We start from the raw sequence: 18,438 nt of genomic DNA, 5'->3' as shown, positions 1-18,438 counted from the left end.
TAGCTGACATTACGCTTCTTCAGTACGCTGGATATCGTATTTCCGCATTTTTTCAACAAGCGTGGTTCTGCGCATTCCAAGCTTGTCGGCGGCACGTGCTACTACCCAATCTTGGTTTTCCAGGGCTTGTTTTATGAGATTCACTTCGAGCTCAGAAAGGTACTCTTTAAGGTTAACACCTTCTGCAGGTAACGAAGACGACACCATACCGTTTAGGCCGTCGTGACTCTGCAGGCTAACGTCTTCTTCTGGCTCTTGCGCTGCAGCTTCAGCAAATAGCGCGTTAAACGCTTCGCGTTCAAGCATTTCTTCGGGATAGTCAGGCTCGTACGCCTGTACGTCACCATACTGATATTTTTCAGGTAAATCGGCAATGTCGACAATCTGACCTGGATAAAGAATCGTTAGTCGCTCAACTAAATTTGAAAGTTCGCGGACATTGCCCGCCCATTCGTGCTCCATCAATGAAGCAATGGCTTGTTCGGTAAAGCGCACACCTTCTACGCCATCGCCCTGTATTCGACTGTTTAACTCTTGGAGTAACAAGGGAATATCGTCTTTTCTTTGTCTGAGCGCAGGGCTGTCAATTGGGAATACGTTGAGTCGGTAATACAAGTCCTCACGAAACTTGTCTTCGCTTATCATGGTTTCCAAGTTGCGGTGCGTTGCCGCAATAATACGTACGTTGCACTGAAGTGGCTTATTCCCACCTACGCGTTCAAACATACGCTCTTGCAACACACGTAATAACTTAACCTGCATTTGAAGCGGCATATCACCGATTTCATCAAGGAATAATGTGCCACCTTCGGCGAGCTCAAATCGTCCTTTACGTGCACTAATAGCGCCTGTGAAAGCGCCTTTCTCGTGACCAAACAATTCGCTCTCGAGAAGTTCGCCGGGAATAGCACCGCAGTTTACCGGGATGAATGGACCGTCTTTACGTTCAGATAAGAAATGAACATTGCGCGCAACCACTTCTTTACCCGTTCCAGACTCACCTAAAATTAACACGGTGGCATCGGTGGGTGCGACTTGCTCAACTAAGCGCCGCACAATTTGAATTTGCTCACTTTTACCAATTAGGCTTCTAAATAGCCGCGTTTTTGTACCTGCCGCACGAGATAAACCTGGTTTACGTCGAGAGTATTCTTGGCAACGATGTATAGCCTGCGTTAAAACAGGGTAGGTTAATGGTGTTGCAATAACACTAACCAGGTTACAGCTTGCAGACGCCTGTGTATTGCTCTCAACTAAAGCGACAAACGGTATGTGTGGAAACTTTTCTACCAGATTACTTACGGCAGTGGACGAGCGGTACTCGATAAGTACGGCGTCTGCACCACTTTCATGGAGGTATCGCTCGCATTCACTGAAGCCTCGTGACTGGCACGACTCTCCCATGAAGGTAACGATAGTTTCCAAGTTTTGAATAAGTTCCTGATTATCACTAATCAGCAAAATGTTCTTCATCAATTCCCCGAGAACGCTTTGTTATTATTTACAGTTTAGCGCATTTCTAAATTGTAACGACAAAAGATCGGAGCGCAACCGCTGTTTTGGGAAATATATCAATAAAAAAAGCAGGTTACCCTGCTTCTTTCGATTAAATTTGGTCTAACCTACACCATTTAGCCTAGCTCAATAACGATAAAACTTGGCTTTGCTGCTGGTTCGCTTGCGCTTGAACAGTAAGGGCAGCTTGACCTAAAACGTCGTTTGAAGCTTGTTGCGACGTCGCTTGCGCAAAATCTAAATCTTGAATACGACTTCGCGCTTCTGCGGTATTTACATTAGCTTGAGTGAGTGAGCGCGCAGCACTTTCGAAACGATTTTGTGTGGCGCCTAAATCGCCACGCGCACTGCCGAGAGTTTCTATCGCCGCATCTGCTGCGGCCAATGCATCGTCAATACTGGTGCCTGACGTAATATCGATAGACAGCACACCGTTTAATTGAGCAGCAACATCTTGTGTATTGACACTGATTGACTGGCCCGCACTTGAACCTGATTGGAATTCAAGTGAACCATTTTCAGACAATAATGGCTTTCCAGCAAAATTCGTCTGCTCTATGGTAAACGAGATATTTTCTTGTAGCTGGGTTATTTCAGATTGAATAGCACGGCGATCACCACTACTCAAAACACCACTGCCTGATTGCAAGGTCAATTCACGAATACGGTTTACATCATCATTAATGCTGCCTAAACCACCTTCAGCTACTTGTGCGAGTGAAATACCATCATAGACGTTGTTTAGCGATTGACGGTTTCCCTCAACTTCGGAAGTCAGCCTATCGATAATTTGTTGGGCTGCTGCGCCGTCAGATGCATTGTTAATTTTCTTACCGCTGGCAAGCTTCTCCATCAAGGATTCTTGCTTCTCTTGCACTTGGCTGAGAAGTGAGGATGTTGAACTATTAACTTGCATGATGCTTTCCTAAAATTTGTAACTCTATAAGTTTAGCAGAAAGCTGAGCAAAATGTAGTCAGCCATTTGTATGATAGTCGATACCTTTAGGAACAAATCTATACGCTCATGGAATAGTTTGACTTGCCGATAAGTTATGAGTGTACAATTTGTTTATTTTCAGAGATTAATGCTATGACTACTGTGGTGACGTACGGCACCTTTGACCTTTTCCATATAGGGCATGTAAGGCTTTTAAAGCGATTACACAGCTTAGGCGATAGGCTAGTGGTTGGCTTGTCCTCTGATGAATTCAATACGGTGAAAGGTAAAAACGTTGTCATACCTTATGAGGACAGAAAGGAAATTTTGCTCTCCTGCCGTTATGTCGACAGCGTCTTTCAAGAAAATTGTTGGGAACAAAAGCGAGAAGACCTTAAGCGAGAAGGCGCTGAAATATTCGCGATGGGTGATGACTGGATTGGAAAGTTCGATGATCTGCAAGATATCGTTAAAGTAGTGTACCTACCACGCACACAAGATGTCTCTACTACTGAACTTAAAACCGTTATAAATCAGGTGTATGATGAAAAACTACGGGAAGTCCGTAATGTGGCCTCTCATTTAAATACATTGATAGAAAAACTATAACGACATGTTTAGCAAAACAGAAATTACTCGCTCTACCTCTTCATCTGCGAGGTAAGGGTGCATAGGAATACTAAAAGAACGTGACGCTAATGATTCTGCTATCGATAAATCAGTAAAAGCTGGCGAAGCACTCGTAAATGCCAATTGCTGGTGCATACAGGTTGCATAATATATCGCTGTAGGAATGTTTTGACTCTGCAATCGCTGTTGCAGTGCACTGCGACTGATGGATTGTGCCTGCAGCGTATATTGCGCCCAGCTGCTAGACACGCTGGACTCACATTCCGGAGTAACTAACAGTGGGCTATGTACCAGCTCGGCACTGTATAACTCAGCTACATACTGACGCCTTTCGAGTTCTGCAGGAAACAACGCCAGCTTTTCGAGTAAGACAGCCGCCTGCAGGGTATCCAGACGACTATTCATACCGATTCTGACGTTATCGTATTTATTCGCGCCTTTACCGTGTACACGCAGCGATTTTATTAACGCTGCATACTCATCATTATTCGTAAACACGGCGCCGCCGTCTCCATAGCATCCGAGCGGTTTGGCAGGGAAAAAGCTGGTTGTGGCGATATCGCCAAATCCACATGCTCTTTTGCCTTGGCGCTCACCTCCAAAGCCCTGAGCCGCATCCTCAATTATCAGCAGATTGTGCTCTGACGCTATGGACTGAATATGTTCAAAAGCTGCCGGCTGACCAAACAAGTCAACCGCCATAATGGCCTTAAGTTTTAATGCTGAGTTGGCTTGCACATGGCGGATCGTAGTGGCGAGTTTTTCGCAATTAAGATTAAAGGTTCGCGGATCAACATCGGCAAATACTGGTGTCGCTCCAACAAAAGCCACCGCTTCTGCTGAAGCAAAAAAAGTAAAGGTAGGCACTATCACGGCATCGCCAGGGCCGATTCCCATGGCCATCAGTGCAAGTTGCAGTGCGTCAGTACCATTAGCACAGGTGATGGCATGTTTTACGCCAACATAATGCGCTAACTGATATTCGAGCTCGCCTACCTCAGGCCCCATAATATACTGGCCATGGTCAAGCACGGTGGCGATCCTTTGATCGATGCGCTGTTTGGCAAACTCATACTGAGCTTTAAGATCGATAAACTGCATTAGCTGTTTACCTTGCTGAGCTGGCCGCCGGATAAACGATAAGCGACCTGCTGATGAGAGCATACTGTTTGAGCATCACCGGACAACGGCAAATCGAGACGTTCACCAAACTCACTCATCCAGCCAATTTGCCTGGCCGGCACGCCTACCATTAGTGCATAGTCAGGCACATCACGCTGAATCACAGCACCGGCACCAACAAAGGCGTAACGGCCAATGGTAACCCCACAGACAATAGTGCAGTTAGCGCCCAGAGTTGCGCCCTCCTTTACCAGCGTATCCCGGTATTCGGCTTTCCGCTCAATAGCGCTGCGCGGATTATACACGTTAGTAAATACCATACTCGGACCACAAAACACATTATCCTGGAGGGTCACATTATCGTACACCGAGACATTGTTCTGAATTTTACAGTTATCACCGATAACTACCTTATTGCCTACAAAAACATTTTGGCCCAGTGAACACTGCTTGCCAATGCTTGCCCCGCTGCAAACGTGCACAAAATGCCAGATCCTGCAGCCCTGGCCTATCTGAGCGCCGGCGTCCACGATGGCAGATTCATGTATAGAAATATCATTCATCAATTTGTACCAGTTCTCTAAAAAATGGATGGGCTCGGCCATTTTGTGGTGCTACGGTTTGCCCTTTTTGAATATAGCTTACAGTTTCAACACAATGCCTGGCATCTTCAATTCCATAGCCACGTCCAGCCAGTATTTCCTGATAGCTAATAGTGTGCAAATCAGTGAACCCCTGAGAAAACTCAATTTCTTCGCCATCGACTGTTATAGAACGGTAAGTAGACTGCTTGCCTCTTACCGATGCAGGTAAATCATTGGCATCTATGGATAAAAACCAAGGCACTGTCGCTTTCTCATACTCAAGGTAGCCACAGGCTTTTTTGTCATCCATGTAATGCAGTTCATTACAGACCAGATCGCCAAACATAAAATGCAGCATATCGAAAAAATGCACCCCGATGTTAGTGGCAATACCAAAAGATTTTCTCGGATCGCCCTTCCAGCTTTCCATGTACCATTTACCCCGGGAGGTAATGTAGGTCAGTTCCACTTCGTACTTACCGGCTCTACTCTGTTGTTGTACTTTATTTTTGAGCGCCAGAATCGCGTCGTGATGACGCAGTTGCAGAATGTTATAGACCTTATGGCCGGTTTCCTGCTCGATAAGACTAAGATCATCGAGCAATTCAACACTTGGCACCAGCGGCTTTTCGCAAATAACATCGCAGCCTAGGCGAAGGCCAGCAGCCATATGCGCATGATGCAGGTAATTGGGCGAACACACCGAGACATAATCCAATTGCTTTGAAGGTGTTCGCTTAAGCTTATAAGCGTAATCATAGAATCGTTCAAATTCAGTAAAAAATTCACTCTGTGGGGAGATACTATCAATAATACCCACCGAGTCATTTTTATCGTAACACACGGCCAGATTGTGATTAGTTTCTTTTATGGCTTTCATGTGGCGTGGTGCGATGTAACCAGAGGCACCAATTAATGCGAAATTTTTCATGGCGTTACGTCTTACTATTAAGCCTTTATAATGAATGGGGAAGTATGCTTGTAATGTCCACGGGTATCAATAATAAGCTGACTGTGTTCAGCGATCATGCCGTAGTCAAAGCTGTCGTGGGCGGTTGCCAACACAACGGCATCATAGCTGGCGAGTACTTCCGGCGTCAGCGTTACACTAACTAGCCCAAAATTATATTTGCGTACTTTGGGCAACCTTAACACGTGCGGATCCGAATACTCGACGTGAGCTCCTTTGTTGATGAGTATATTAATTAGCTGCAACGATGGTGACTCACGCATATCATCAACATTTTTCTTGTATGCAATGCCCAGAATCAGGACCCGGCTGCCGTTTATCGCTTTTTTATGCTGATTTAATGCATCCGCCACTTTTCCCACCACCCATGAGGGCATGGCGGAATTTACTTCACCGGCTAATTCAATGAAGCGGGTATGTACACCATACTCTCTGGCTTTCCAAGTAAGGTAAAAGGGATCGACCGGAATACAGTGTCCGCCAATTCCCGGGCCAGGATAATAAGCAGTAAAGCCAAAAGGTTTCGTAGCAGCTGCATCGATCACTTCATGAATATCTATGCCCATTTTATCGGCGACAATTTTCATTTCATTGACCAGCCCGATGTTGACTGCACGGTGGATATTTTCCAGCAATTTAGTCATTTCGGCAGCCTGAGTGCTGGATACCGGCACCACCTTATCAACCACTTTTTCATACAAAGCCATACCGACTTCCAAACAGGCCTCTGTGGACCCGCCTACAATTTTAGGGATGGTTTGAGTAGTGAAAGACGTATTGCCCGGGTCTTCACGTTCCGGAGAGTAAACTAAAAATAAATCTTCACCGACCCTCAACCCATTTGACTCAATCAACGGACGCAACTTTTCCTCAGTTGTGCCAGGATAAGTTGTACTTTCAAGTGAAATGAGCTGACCCGTCCTGAGATAAGGTAGGATTTGTAGCATGGTGTTTAAGACAAAGCTCAGGTCCGGCTCACGATATTGGTTAAGCGGTGTTGGCACACATAAAATAATGGCGTTACATTCGGAGATATTGCTAAAGTTAGTAGTTGCTTCTAACCCCTGATTCAATGCTTGCGCAAGTGAGTCATCAGATATGTGCTCAATGTAACTATTACCGTTATTAATCGACTGAACCCTGTCTTTCACAATATCAAATCCGATGACCCGGTTGAATACTTCGGCACTTCGCAAGGCTAGGGGCAGTCCTACATATCCCATACCAACAACACCTATGGTGGTCAATTTTTTGTTGAGCAGTGATAACAAATGATTAGACAAGTTGAGCTCCTGTAGCGCTATGTTCTTCAGATTTAATCAGGATACTAAGGTATCGGCAATAATTGTGCGAACTGAAGTTGCTGGCCACTAACTTTCATTAAAGAAAACAGCTAAGATTCCGATACAACGAGAACAGTGTTTTTTCGATGGAAAGAAGCGATAGTGTTTTGTGCATCTTATTTGACCTGTAACGATGCTCTGATACGGATAGCGTTTCTAAAAGCATTTAATGCGTGAAGTATAAAGCGAGAACAAGATTTAAGGCTATGAAATCAATATATCGTTATCTATCAACATGTGCCAAAGGGGTAGAATGCCTAGTATTGTTTACGACAGGTTTCACTTTTCCCCTCCGGACGATCGGAACTAGCTATTATTTAACAGCTCCTTCTGTGGCGAGCCTTTACTGTTATCAGCCTTCAGATTGTCAATTCATAATGACTTTCTATGGTCGAACTGCAATGCCAGGTCTATGGGATAAAAACTTGCCAGCTGTTATTTACTCGATGAACTGATAAACGAATTATGGTTGCATTAAATCGTCCGTTTGTACCACCGTTAGAGGAATTTAATGAGCTCATTAAGTCCGTCAATGAACGTGCCTGGCTGTCTAACTTTGGCCCTCTTGAATCTCAGCTAACGGAAGAATTAAAGGCCTATTTAGGTGTTGAGAACTTATTACTGGTAAATAATGGTTCATCTGCTTTGCAGATAGCGTATCGCACCTTTAATATCAAACACGCTATCACAACGCCGTTTTCGTTTATTGCAACGGCGTCAACAATGGACTGGTTGAATATTAATTTTAGTTTTGCCGACATTGAGCGCTCAAGCCTGAATATTGACGCCGACCATGTGCGGCGAGGCATCCGCCATAATCCGGCTATAGACAGCGTGGTAGCGACTCACGTTTATGGTAACCCATGTAATGTGCATGCCCTTGAAGCACTTTGCCTTGAGCATAACAAAACACTAATTTTTGATGCTGCCCATGCTTTTTCAATTCGCTTGGATGGAAACAGTATTCTCAACTATGGAGATGCAAGCATTCTGTCATTTCATGCCACCAAGATTTTTAATTCCATTGAAGGGGGCGCAATAGCTTTTAAACACAAGCGCGATTATGATGTCGCCCGCGAAATGATCTGTTTCGGCATGGACAAGACCGCGGCTATCAATCGCACTGGCATCAATGCCAAAATGAACGAATACCAGGCCGCAGCCGGACTGGTTTGCCTCCGCCATATGCCGGACATACTTCAACATCGTTGTCAGTTATATTCGACCTACCAGACACTTTTATACGATGTGGTGACTTTCCCTGACTGGCATCCGGAATCCACTGCCAATGGGGCATACGCCCCCGTGATCCTAGCCAGTGAAGAGCAACTGATGGCCGTCGGTGAAGCCTTTGCTCAGCATGGCATTGGCTTCAGACGGTATTTCCACCCCGAGCTTCACGCCTATTATCCAGATAAGCTAACCTATCCTGACACCTTGAATGTGGCAAGGGATATTGCACCAAGAGTCATGTGTATCCCAATGCATGCCTATCTGACGATCGCTGAAGTGGAGCAGGTCTGTAGTGTTATTCGTGATGTGGTGTCATGAAAGTAGCCATCATGCAACCCTATTTATTTCCTTATCATGGTTACTTTCAGCTTATCCAGGCTGTGGATCTTTTTATTTTTCTTGATGATGTGAACTACATTAAAAAGGGCTATATCAACCGCAATAACATTCTTCTGAACGGTCATCCTCACCGGTTTACAAAGCCCGTTGAAAAGGTGTCACAAAACCGATTTATCAACCAACACGACTATGGCCGGCAAGACAAATTGCTAAGCGTTTTTGATTATGCCTACCAGTCTGCACCACACTATGGTGAGGTTATGTCACTGATATCGCCAACTCTAACAGCAATGGGGAGCGTAGCAGAGATTAACGCAAACGCTATAGAAAGCGTATTTAAGTATCTTGGGTTAGTGCAGAAATTCGCCTTTTCATCAGCAGTACCTCACGACACCAATCTCAAAGGCCAGGATAAAATTATTGCACTTTGTCAAGCCGTTAATGGTTTGACGTATGTCAATCCGCCTGGTGGAAGAGCCTTATATGATGCAAAACACTTTGCCAGTGCTGGTCTTTCATTAACATTTATCAAGCCGGAGCTTCGCCCCTATCCTCAGTTGGCCGACGCGTTTATACCGTCTCTATCCCTGGTTGACATGTTGATGATGACCCATCGCTCAGCAATAGCGCGGCAATTAAACGAATTTAAATTAGTGAGTGAATAACATGGACATAATCAGTATCAACATGAGCGACAGCGGTTTGGATAGTCAGGGCATCAAAACCCTATTACACGAATTAGCTGAAGCAGAGACCCCGGTTGTATTTAAGCACGGCATAAGCAAAATGGACCGCCAGCAGTGGTATCGTTTTTTGGAACAGGAGTGTGAACTTATTCCAGACAAGCGTCATTTTGACAGTACCGAATCGTTGCAAATTCGCGATTGGTGGGAGATTTCCTACCAGCCCGAAAAGGCACAATCTTATGCCTACAGCGCCACCCGGCAGCCTTTGCACACCGACAATGCCTGGTTTGCTGATCCGGCAGAGCTCAACTTTTTTGTGATGCACAAGCAGGCAAAAACTGGTGGCGAACAAACTATTTATCCATTATCACGACTGATGGATGATTTACAGTCGACATCGCCAGAGTTATTTCGCGATTTGACGTCAATCCCCGTTACGATAAAAAAAGGGGATGGTGCCGAGGAGCATATCACCACGATTATTAAAACCGGCGACTCGCCATCTATTTTCTGGAATTACTACCGGACGCAAAAAAACACAGCGGATATTGAAAAGATGTGTCAGGCCTTTTTTGACTTTCTGGCGGAACAAGAGAACACCTCTGCGGTGTTAACCTTACCCTCAGAAACCGGCGACTGTTTTGTTTTTAATGATGCAAAGCTCCTGCATGGTCGGAATGCATTTGGCGCCAGTAAAGCGTTAGACAGAGTATTATTTCAATCAATGTGGCGAATACAATGAAGCCTTCGGATGTTAAATGTTTTTGATGTGTTTTTATAAAAGTTAACAGGTTATCGTAATGGAAAAAAACTTTCTGCTGGGGCTCGGGTGTCAGAAAGGAGGCTCCACTTGGCTGTATAATTATTTAAAGGCGCACCCTAATGTAAATATGGGCTTCACAAAAGAGTATCACTTTTTTGACGCAGTGCTTGGCGGTAAAAAAGAGGTTCTGATTGAAGCTGCCAGGGAGAAATCCAGTAACTTTATGAATGTTCATAAGAACGTTTCAGAAAACTGTGATTTTAATCTTGACTTGATTAATTTTTATCAAAATCCCCGAGCGTATTTTGAATACTTTGACGGACTGTTCAAGCGTGACAAAAATGTTAACGTAGCGGGCGATCTAACGCCAGAATATGCCTTGTTATCAGAAAGCGATTTTCGCCAAATTAAACAGATGTTTGCTGATTTCGGCTTTAACCTCCAAATTTTATTTGTGATGAGAGAGCCCGTTGAAAGGATTTGGTCAGCAGTCAGGATGCATAGAAAAATATACCCGCATCAGTTTTCACCAACAGACACCAGAACTGACGAAGAATTGGTGGCATCAAGATATAAGCGCAGTGATATCGAAGCTCGAACCCGATATGAAAAAACTATCCGTACTATCGAAAAGGTTTTTGAGCCATCACAAATTCATTACGAATTTTTTGAGCGCCTTCACACGCCTGCAGCGATGACGAAAATATGTGACTTCTTGAATGTTCCCTTTCAGCCACCGAAATTTGCAGAAAAAATTAATGGGCAGGAAAAAACGGGCAGATTGAGTGATAAAGTGAGAGAGACTATTGTTGACTATTATTCAAATACTTATAACTTTGTGTTTGATAAGTTCAGTGGCGAAAAAGTTGATGAAATTTGGTGAATCGTTTTTATATATTATTGAGTAGATGACTATGGACTATTTTATTTTCACCAAAAACCTGCAGCGCTCGGCGGACGTCAGATTAAAGTTGAGCCTGGATAAACAGCGTTGTTGGCTTTTTGACTTTAATGGGAACGGTAGCTCTGAATCTGGAGGGCCCTCAGTTCTTGCCGAAAATACGCCCGTCACACTGATTACCACCAGCGTAAGTGATGTTTTACCTATTTTCAGAACGCTGCGTGCAGTGCGTAACGTTACCCTCAAAGGCTTTGATGGCGTCAAACTGATATCACAAAAGGAATTGGAAAGGCTGAGCAGGCCTGTTTTTTTAATCACAATGCCCAAAAGTGGCTCTGTATTCATGCAGCAGCAACTAGAATCAGCACTTGTTGCGCGTGACTTGAAAACATTTGGCGGCACCTGGTATGAAGAAAACGGCCAATGCCTTTCGCAACCAATCCTCAGTGACTTTCTCAGGAATGGTAGATTTACAAAATCTCACCTGTCTCCATCAGCATTTAACCTTTCGCTGTTGAACGATACGGTATCGCGATTTCCGAACACTAAAATCATCGTTCACCTTCGGGACCCACGCCAAGCATTTGTCTCATGGTTAAAGTTTTACCCTATACTTGAAGGAGCGTTGAAGCAAGCGATAGAAGACAAACTAAAAGTCATGGGGATGAGTTCCCTAGAGGAAGCGTTTTTTATTCTTTTCTACGAGAAAATGATAGATTTCATTGAAGGATGGTATGACGTTTTTCAAAAGACCGAATTATCTGAAAACATGATCATCACGACACATGAACAACTGGTTCATGAACCAGAAGCGCTAACCCAAAAATTGTCTTCGTTTGTAAACGTGAGTCCTGATGTGTTTACTTTAGCGGGTAAGCCTGAAACCGGTAAAATGAACTTCCGAAAAGGCAAAACAAACGAATGGAAATCCTTTTTCTCTGAGAAGATGTTATTAAAACTCAATAAAAAGGTGAACCAAAAAATTTTTGAAAAACTGAATTGGGAAGTTTAATTAAGCGCTTCGGTGCGAAGGTTTAACCGAGCGGAACAGAGGAAAACTCTATGGGACACAAACTATTCATGGCTCCTTAAGCGATGTTATAACCCTCAGCATTAAAAACAATCTCCCGTTGAATAATATCTCTGACACGGATTTTTATAGTAAGAGTAAGAGAAGGCTTGATTCGAATCTTGAGGGCAATATATTACTCAAGTTGCTTGGGTTTAAAGAGATTATCAATCTCGACCTGCTCAAAAACACGCCCTACGCCTACATTCATGATTTATCGGATCCCGTTCCACAAAAATTGCATGGTATCGCCTCTGTTGTAATTGATGGGACAACCGGATATCACGTCTTTGACAGGGCGCAGACTCTGAAAAATGTTACTCACCTCCTTTCTGAGGGTGGCTTCGCAATTCATACATTTATGTGTCGACCCACTCAAACCCCATTTTACTTCTTTTAACCCTCAGTCACTTGCACAATTCTATTTAAAAAATGGGTTTGGAGAGATGCAGTTATATGTATGTAACCAGGCACATTCTAATACGTTTTTTAAGTTTCATGGCGATCTTGATGGGCCTATCTGTCTCGATAAGAGCGAGAAATATTGTCTTGTATTCGCTTGTAAGAAGTTGGCAAACGTCGAAGTTACTTCTAACATCATTGAACACGGCTACAGTTAATCTATCAGGTACCAAGAAAAAATCGCGAATTTACCTTCGATGCTAAACGGTTAAAAGTATACCGTTTGGGGTACCGATGTTCATTACCAAAAGTATTACCAACCGTTTGTGAGTTCAACGAGCAATAGAGAAAAGATGTGGGGGTTTATTGATAATAACAGCGAAAAATGGGGAAAAGTCATTGACGGTTATACTATTCATTCTCCTAAAGCTCTTGTGGGGTCTGACGTTGAGATTGTGTTAATCGCCAGCCAAAGCCACCCTGAAATTTTCCAGCAACTGTGCGAAATCTTATATTCCAACGTGAATACATTAAAAAGTACTTATTTGCTTTACGAGGACAATATAGATAAGAAACGCATTGACAGAGCAATGGATGAATACAGATACAGTGTTGGCTAAAAAAAACCAGTTTTTCTGTAGCAGCGAGTTTGATTATCGTTAAAGCCCCAGTTGGCCAGCATTGGAAGCGGGAAATGAAACGTTTGTCGTTCCGACAAGTTGCGAAATGCGCCCTATCTTTTTAATAATCAATCTTATCAAATATATGAGACCACTGGGCTGCAATCCAATTCCGATCAAAGAAACGCTCTGCCTGTTTGCGATTGTATTGTCGCTGCTCATTGGTTAATAACTGAATTTTTTCGCCTTGTAACAAAGCATTGGAGTCCATCACTAACATTCCATAACGCTCGGTAAAATGTGCCCATAAACTGCTGTTTTGTTTGTTGATATACAAAGTAGCACCGGTATATAGCAAAGCGTACATCGTGGATAATGCTATCTGCGTATGGGTATGCATCACAGCGACATTGATGGTGGATAACCACGGTGCGTACTCATCTGGTGCCATAAATGCTTTCATAGCGGTAAAATTGTCAAATAACGACGCACCTTCCCTGGCGACCTTGTCTGCATACCCATCATTGCCATAGGACAATGGCGCAATGATGGTGCTTTGTGCATTGTTGTTAGCCATAGCACGTAAAACAGGAATATGGTGCATTTCATCTACAGCACTGTGCCCTACCATCACCTTCACTGTATCGTTTTGAACATGCACATCGGTTAAATGTTCTGCACTCAGGGGATTAGGATAAAAGCCAACGAAATTACGCGCGCGGCTTTGGTAACGTTGCCGAGCATGTAGGTAGTCATATTCCATAAAGGTTATCAGATAGGGAAACATACCTTTACTGCGCTTAATTTTTTCCTCTATGAATCCCCCACGGGAGGGTACCGTATGAATATCCCGCCCCCAGGCAACCCAGCTGGCTTTGCGATTAAGCCCTGGGTCCAGAATAAACGGAAACCGCGCCACATTAAAATAGCCATGAACCATAACATGGTTGCTTTGCGCTACCGCTTTAGCAAACATCAGCACACTTCTGAACTGTGATGGGTACCAGTGACCTTTTTCGTAGGATATTTCCGGGATAGATTGCGTGTTATGACTGAGGGTCTCGTGCAATTCCCCTGCTGCTCGATAGATAAAACGATGATGAGCGTGCTTGTCATCGTCAGCGATCAATGTCCGGAATGACTCTGCAAACCCACCTTTGGGCATAATGTGAAGGAAATGCCGAGGCTCGCGGTATATCAAACCAAAAAGCCATTTTGCACTTCTGTACAGCCCTTTCATTAAATAGAAGTGCCATTTCGCCCGTCGACCAGACTCTTTAACAATGACATCGGAACAATGACAAAAAGGGATCTGCAAGCCAGTTAACTGATTGATGATTTGCTCATAATACTGACTGGTCACAATAATGAAATCCGGCTTTAACGAGGCTAACTGATCGAATGCAAAGATGGGTACTCCGCCAAGCTTACCACCAGCCTTGCGCAGATCATTATCAACAAACCCAACAACGTTCGCACTACCTGTAAATTCGGATAAAAAGATTTCGCCTAATCCGGAAGCACCAAACAACACCACTCGAGTCGCGTTTTCGATTGAGCGCTGCGACTGAATCACTGTATTCAATCCGTAATTCCTAATTCAATGAAGCTAACAAACTTTCTATCACTAATCACATCAATGCAATTGTTCACTGTTCTGGCAGATTTCGATCTCATGCGCACTCCATAAAAGATTTAAGGAGTTTCAGTACAATGGTCAACAATGGCATCTACCAGCAAGCGGGCAGCATTGCCTTCGCCATAGAGATCCACAGGTATCGCTGTATCCCATGCCTTGTCGATAAATTCTGTCGCGGTAGACTCAATTAATGCGGCGTGCGCGCTAGTGAGCACATTACAGCCTTGCTCTACCAATTCCATCCATTCGGTCTCATCACATAGGGTTAAGCAATACTTCTGAAAATAATAGCCTCTTTTTGTAACACCGCTGTCCGTCATCACAAACACAACTCTTCGAATAAGTCAGGAGGCAAATGTTCTTGAACCTATGACAAAATCAGATGGAGTCGCTCAGATCATACTGCTTAATCGTCATTAAATGAGCATCTATACTGCCTTCCGGCATTGGAATAATCGTCATTATACTTCCTGAAGGATTGTAAATGGTTTGCTTTATTTTAACTTGTAATGAAAGCAATCGAGCATAGCCTACGATTACCGGATCTAGCGTAACTGACTCTCGAATCACCATTCTTTTTAAGTAACGTTCTAGTTCTTCTCTGGCTTCTGGTATTGCGTGTTGTTCAATTAAACTACGAATTACACCAATAACATATTCCGGCACAAGCGGGAAACAGGTTTGTAATTTTTGGTACTCATTGCCAGCCTTTATATACTGCGCCTTGGTCCAGTATTGACGGGCTTGTTTAAGTAGACCAAACAGATCTGAGCAATATACCGGTTCAGCCTGAACATTCTCATCAGCTAGTTTAAAAGCGCCCAATAAATCAGATTGAACCACCTTTTGTCCTGTTTTTTTAGTTAAGAAACACTCCAGCCAATTCGAAAAGTGATTGCGATTTCGCCAAGAGTGATGTTCTTTTACCCATTGAAAGGCATTTTCAACAAGTTCTTCATAAGCATCAGGGTTATCCATATAAAATCTTAATGTTTGCAACACATTATCTGTATCTACCATTAAGCAGTTTTCTTTATGCTTAAACCCAAGCTTATCCAGCACCTGGCTTTTAGAAGTCACTAAAACACTTTTAGTAGCAGGAATTTCAAAAACTTTGCGTACCGGAATATCCTTTATACTCGTGCAGCCAAAAGTAAATGAGGTTTTATTCATAACCTCAGCAAATCGTTTACCCACCATGTCATGCTGTCTTAATCCTAATGGTCTGGGTAAAACAAGACTTGGAAACTCGGGCAGAACTCGTCGTGCCACCCGCTCCCGCCATGGATACATGGTTTTATTGAAAAAACCTGCCCCATAAAAACCGCACAAATATTCTTTCTTCTGCTGGAAATCATAAAAAATATTATCGTTATAGCAATTTGGGATAAATACGGCGATGTCAGATAAGTTTTTTGGAAAAAAGCCTTCAAGAAAATCGTGTGAAAAAATGACTTCGGGTGAGAGTTCGTTCATATAAGATATGATGTCAACATTACTGTGATAATGAGCATCAAGTAGTGAGTAAACACCGACAGGAATATTGAAGCTGTTGATTAAATCAGGACTTGGCAACGGATTTCGTTTAATTGAAGAGCCAAGGTCGATAAGAATAAATTCAGGCTTAAATACGGAAATGGTTTGGCCCAATTTATCATTATTTGACGTACTAAGCAGGTCAAACTGGGATTCCAGGGCTAATGAGAAGGGCACCACAACCCCCTCGTGAAAATAAGTAATATTTTCTGTAGATAATTTTGTCTCCGTGATGAAAAGTACCTTTCTTTTTGTATTCATGGCGTTGTCTTATTCTCGCTGGCAAGTGGATGCCCACAGATTATATTCAACCGTTCTTCGATTTCAGGCATCCGTGCCAATAACGCCTGATAGTCGTTTAAGCAAAACATTTTTCTTTTTCCCTGCTCAAGTAAATCTAACAAAAAGCGCACTTTGTCTAGAGGGCCTTCACGACATAGCTCGATACTAAAATGCACCATAAGCTCAGAATCGAACAGCACACATTGATGAGAGTTGATGCAGTCGTGCATATAAAGTGCTTCAACAAGAAACTGACTCTCGTGCCTGAATTTGTATATTTTATTATTCCTGAATTCCATCGGAAATTTTCTTGCAAGGCTTTGTAAACGCGTTTTATTCATTGCAACAAAGCCATGACTTTGAATATAAAACTCCCTGGCATCTCGGTTTACTAATCGGGCAGCGTTCATGATACCTTGATAAAAAAGCGTTTTATTTAAAATTTCTGACTCAGCCTTTCTATCAGCATAAATAACGGGCAATCCATCACGAAAAAAAAAAGACTTGTCAACAGGAGCGGACAACATGAAGTCGTCGTTACCGTATATAAATCCATCTGAGAGTTCTTCAAGCTCACACAACTGTGCAGTTAACGCCCGAGAATTAAAAGTGGGTAAGTATTCTGGGTTACCCTTAAATAACTCGCGATGATCGATAATTTTAATTTTATCTTTGTGCAGTTCAGTCGAATTTAGAAAAGAAGGAATCTGATTATCAGTAATAATAAAAATATTTCTGTACCAAGGCGCAAACTGCTTTATTGAGCGCAAACAATACAACAGCTCATTTTTTTGAACGAAACGTTGGCTACCCATTGATTGTTCATAATTTTTATCATCATTTAGCTTAAACAAAGACTGATAGTATAATCGCTTTTGTTTGTGCATCGGGTCATCGCCATCAACCCAATAAATGACAAAATCAATTGGTTTCGTCATTCTTCCCCCTAGTCACAGGAAACAATGTTGCATTTTTCAACATACCAAGGTTCCAGTTGCTTTTCGGTATTCTCCAATCGTCCCCATAGTGTTTAGCCAGGTAAGACTCTGCATCACCAGGAATACAAACATCCTTACCCTTAAACTGCATAACCCGGATGTTAGCAATGAAACAACTCGGCATAGTTAATCCACGGGAAGCAAGGACATCGTGCATTAGCTCACCATCAACATATTTTACAAATAAATCAACGGCAGGCATTTTAGCGGATTGTTGCTCACAAAAGAGTTTGACAGAACGCACATCACCTTTATGAACAGAGAAAAAATCAAACGAACTGTAATGCAAAGCGTAACGCCAGGTTTGCTTAGTACCGCTATTCAATTTATTGATAAGTTCAGGGAGCTTGTCGATTAACGCTTTTAGTTCATCTGCCAGCACTGCAAAGTCGAGGTCGTCATCCCAGGGGATCAACTCGCCATCACGAACGATACCGAGCAAAGTCCCTGCATCAGCATAATGCACCAGATTGTGTTTGATTAAATGTTCAGACACCGAAAAAAGCACCTTTTCGGCATTTGCTTTTACCGTTTCACTACTGCCAAAACAAAGTGGTTTGATGTCCTGAGCATCGAGGATTTTAACTTTGTCAGGCGTTATTTTCAGCTCGCCGATGAGTTGCTGGTGAATTTGCTCAAAATATTCACTGGCAATCAAAATCATATCAAACGACCTTTCAGACAGTGTGGCTGGCGGTACAATCGGAATACCTTGCAGCGACTTATTGTGCTTATTAACGTCATTATCGAGTATGGCAACAATATCGTGTTTATCGCGATATTTGCTCAATGCCGCCTCACCCGCCTGACCAGCGCCAAACAGGATGACTTTTTTTCGTTGGCTATTTTGCGCCGCTGCAACCATTGAT

General features: G+C 43.1%; 18 protein-coding genes. 7 read left to right on the top strand and 11 right to left on the bottom strand.

Features of this window, described 5'->3' with window-relative positions; translation table 11 throughout:
* Window positions 1-9: 9 nt before the first annotated feature.
* Together ACXAGV_RS12920 and ACXAGV_RS12915 are read right to left on the bottom strand one after the other, a co-directional pair.
* Entirely contained in the window at window positions 10-1,473 is a 1,464-nt protein-coding gene (locus ACXAGV_RS12920) for a sigma-54 dependent transcriptional regulator (RefSeq protein ID WP_474873626.1), read from the bottom strand.
* 163 nt (window positions 1,474-1,636) lie between these two features.
* Window positions 1,637-2,431: a flagellin N-terminal helical domain-containing protein gene (locus ACXAGV_RS12915; RefSeq protein ID WP_474873625.1), complete on the bottom strand. Its 795-nt coding sequence runs from the start codon at window positions 2,429-2,431 to the stop codon at window positions 1,637-1,639.
* A gap of 174 nt (window positions 2,432-2,605) precedes the next feature.
* Here ACXAGV_RS12915 and ACXAGV_RS12910 point away from each other — a divergent pair, with 174 nt between their 5' ends.
* A complete protein-coding gene (locus tag ACXAGV_RS12910; RefSeq protein ID WP_474873624.1) occupies window positions 2,606-3,061 on the top strand; it encodes an adenylyltransferase/cytidyltransferase family protein in 456 nt (151 codons plus the stop codon).
* On the opposite strand, the gene ACXAGV_RS12905 is transcribed toward ACXAGV_RS12910, so the two are convergent.
* The 4 genes from ACXAGV_RS12905 to ACXAGV_RS12890 are packed head-to-tail and all read right to left on the bottom strand — an operon-like array spanning window position 3,056 to window position 7,041.
* Complete coding sequence (locus ACXAGV_RS12905; RefSeq protein ID WP_474873623.1) at window positions 3,056-4,246, bottom strand: DegT/DnrJ/EryC1/StrS family aminotransferase; 1,191 nt, start codon at window positions 4,244-4,246, stop codon at window positions 3,056-3,058. The genes ACXAGV_RS12910 and ACXAGV_RS12905 overlap by 6 nt on opposite strands.
* Window positions 4,183-4,767, bottom strand: coding sequence for an acyltransferase (locus ACXAGV_RS12900; protein ID WP_474873622.1), 585 nt, complete (start codon window positions 4,765-4,767; stop codon window positions 4,183-4,185). Before ACXAGV_RS12900 ends, ACXAGV_RS12905 begins: the two co-directional genes overlap by 64 nt.
* Entirely contained in the window at window positions 4,760-5,719 is a 960-nt protein-coding gene (locus ACXAGV_RS12895) for a Gfo/Idh/MocA family oxidoreductase (RefSeq protein WP_474873621.1), read from the bottom strand. The genes ACXAGV_RS12900 and ACXAGV_RS12895 overlap by 8 nt, the downstream gene beginning before the upstream one ends.
* A gap of 17 nt (window positions 5,720-5,736) precedes the next feature.
* On the bottom strand, window positions 5,737-7,041 hold the full coding sequence (locus tag ACXAGV_RS12890; protein WP_474873620.1) for a nucleotide sugar dehydrogenase: 1,305 nt from the start codon (window positions 7,039-7,041) through the stop codon (window positions 5,737-5,739).
* 525 nt (window positions 7,042-7,566) lie between these two features.
* On the opposite strand from ACXAGV_RS12890, the gene ACXAGV_RS12885 reads away from it, so the two are divergent.
* The 6 genes from ACXAGV_RS12885 to ACXAGV_RS12860 all read left to right on the top strand — a co-directional run bounded on the left by ACXAGV_RS12885 (window position 7,567) and on the right by ACXAGV_RS12860 (window position 13,114).
* Window positions 7,567-8,652, top strand: coding sequence for a DegT/DnrJ/EryC1/StrS family aminotransferase (locus ACXAGV_RS12885; RefSeq protein WP_474873619.1), 1,086 nt, complete (start codon window positions 7,567-7,569; stop codon window positions 8,650-8,652).
* Entirely contained in the window at window positions 8,649-9,338 is a 690-nt protein-coding gene (locus ACXAGV_RS12880; protein WP_474873618.1) for a WbqC family protein, read from the top strand. Before ACXAGV_RS12885 ends, ACXAGV_RS12880 begins: the two co-directional genes overlap by 4 nt.
* Before the next feature lies 1 nt (window position 9,339).
* On the top strand, window positions 9,340-10,101 hold the full coding sequence (locus tag ACXAGV_RS12875; RefSeq protein WP_474873617.1) for a TauD/TfdA family dioxygenase: 762 nt from the start codon (window positions 9,340-9,342) through the stop codon (window positions 10,099-10,101).
* A gap of 58 nt (window positions 10,102-10,159) precedes the next feature.
* A complete protein-coding gene (locus tag ACXAGV_RS12870) occupies window positions 10,160-11,005 on the top strand; it encodes a sulfotransferase (protein WP_474873616.1) in 846 nt (281 codons plus the stop codon).
* Between the two features lie 31 nt (window positions 11,006-11,036).
* Window positions 11,037-12,035 carry a sulfotransferase domain-containing protein gene (locus ACXAGV_RS12865; protein ID WP_474873615.1) on the top strand — a complete coding sequence of 333 codons (999 nt, stop codon included), beginning with the start codon at window positions 11,037-11,039 and terminating at the stop codon, window positions 12,033-12,035.
* Between the two features lie 785 nt (window positions 12,036-12,820).
* Window positions 12,821-13,114: a hypothetical protein gene (locus ACXAGV_RS12860; protein WP_474873614.1), complete on the top strand. Its 294-nt coding sequence runs from the start codon at window positions 12,821-12,823 to the stop codon at window positions 13,112-13,114.
* Window positions 13,115-13,235: 121 nt separating this feature from the next.
* On the opposite strand, the gene ACXAGV_RS12855 is transcribed toward ACXAGV_RS12860, so the two are convergent.
* From ACXAGV_RS12855 to ACXAGV_RS12835, 5 genes are all read right to left on the bottom strand, one after another.
* The gene (locus tag ACXAGV_RS12855; RefSeq protein WP_474873850.1) at window positions 13,236-14,690 is read right to left on the bottom strand and encodes a TDP-N-acetylfucosamine:lipid II N-acetylfucosaminyltransferase family protein; all 1,455 of its coding nucleotides are present in this window, start codon (window positions 14,688-14,690) and stop codon (window positions 13,236-13,238) included.
* Between the two features lie 119 nt (window positions 14,691-14,809).
* Window positions 14,810-15,094 (bottom strand): UDP-N-acetylglucosamine 2-epimerase, encoded by a 285-nt coding sequence (locus tag ACXAGV_RS12850; protein ID WP_474873849.1) that lies wholly within the window; start codon window positions 15,092-15,094, stop codon window positions 14,810-14,812.
* 37 nt (window positions 15,095-15,131) lie between these two features.
* On the bottom strand, window positions 15,132-16,550 hold the full coding sequence (locus ACXAGV_RS12845; protein WP_474873613.1) for a glycosyltransferase family protein: 1,419 nt from the start codon (window positions 16,548-16,550) through the stop codon (window positions 15,132-15,134).
* Window positions 16,547-17,509 carry a stealth family protein gene (locus ACXAGV_RS12840; protein WP_474873612.1) on the bottom strand — a complete coding sequence of 321 codons (963 nt, stop codon included), beginning with the start codon at window positions 17,507-17,509 and terminating at the stop codon, window positions 16,547-16,549. The genes ACXAGV_RS12845 and ACXAGV_RS12840 overlap by 4 nt, the downstream gene beginning before the upstream one ends.
* Window positions 17,493-18,434 (bottom strand): nucleoside-diphosphate sugar epimerase/dehydratase, encoded by a 942-nt coding sequence (locus ACXAGV_RS12835; RefSeq protein ID WP_474873611.1) that lies wholly within the window; start codon window positions 18,432-18,434, stop codon window positions 17,493-17,495. Before ACXAGV_RS12835 ends, ACXAGV_RS12840 begins: the two co-directional genes overlap by 17 nt.
* Window positions 18,435-18,438: the final 4 nt, after the last annotated feature.

Source organism: Alteromonas sp. ABH4_453, assembly GCF_056160665.1.
Note: the sequence above shows the minus strand (reverse complement) of the source record. Positions and strands in the feature narration are given on the sequence as shown.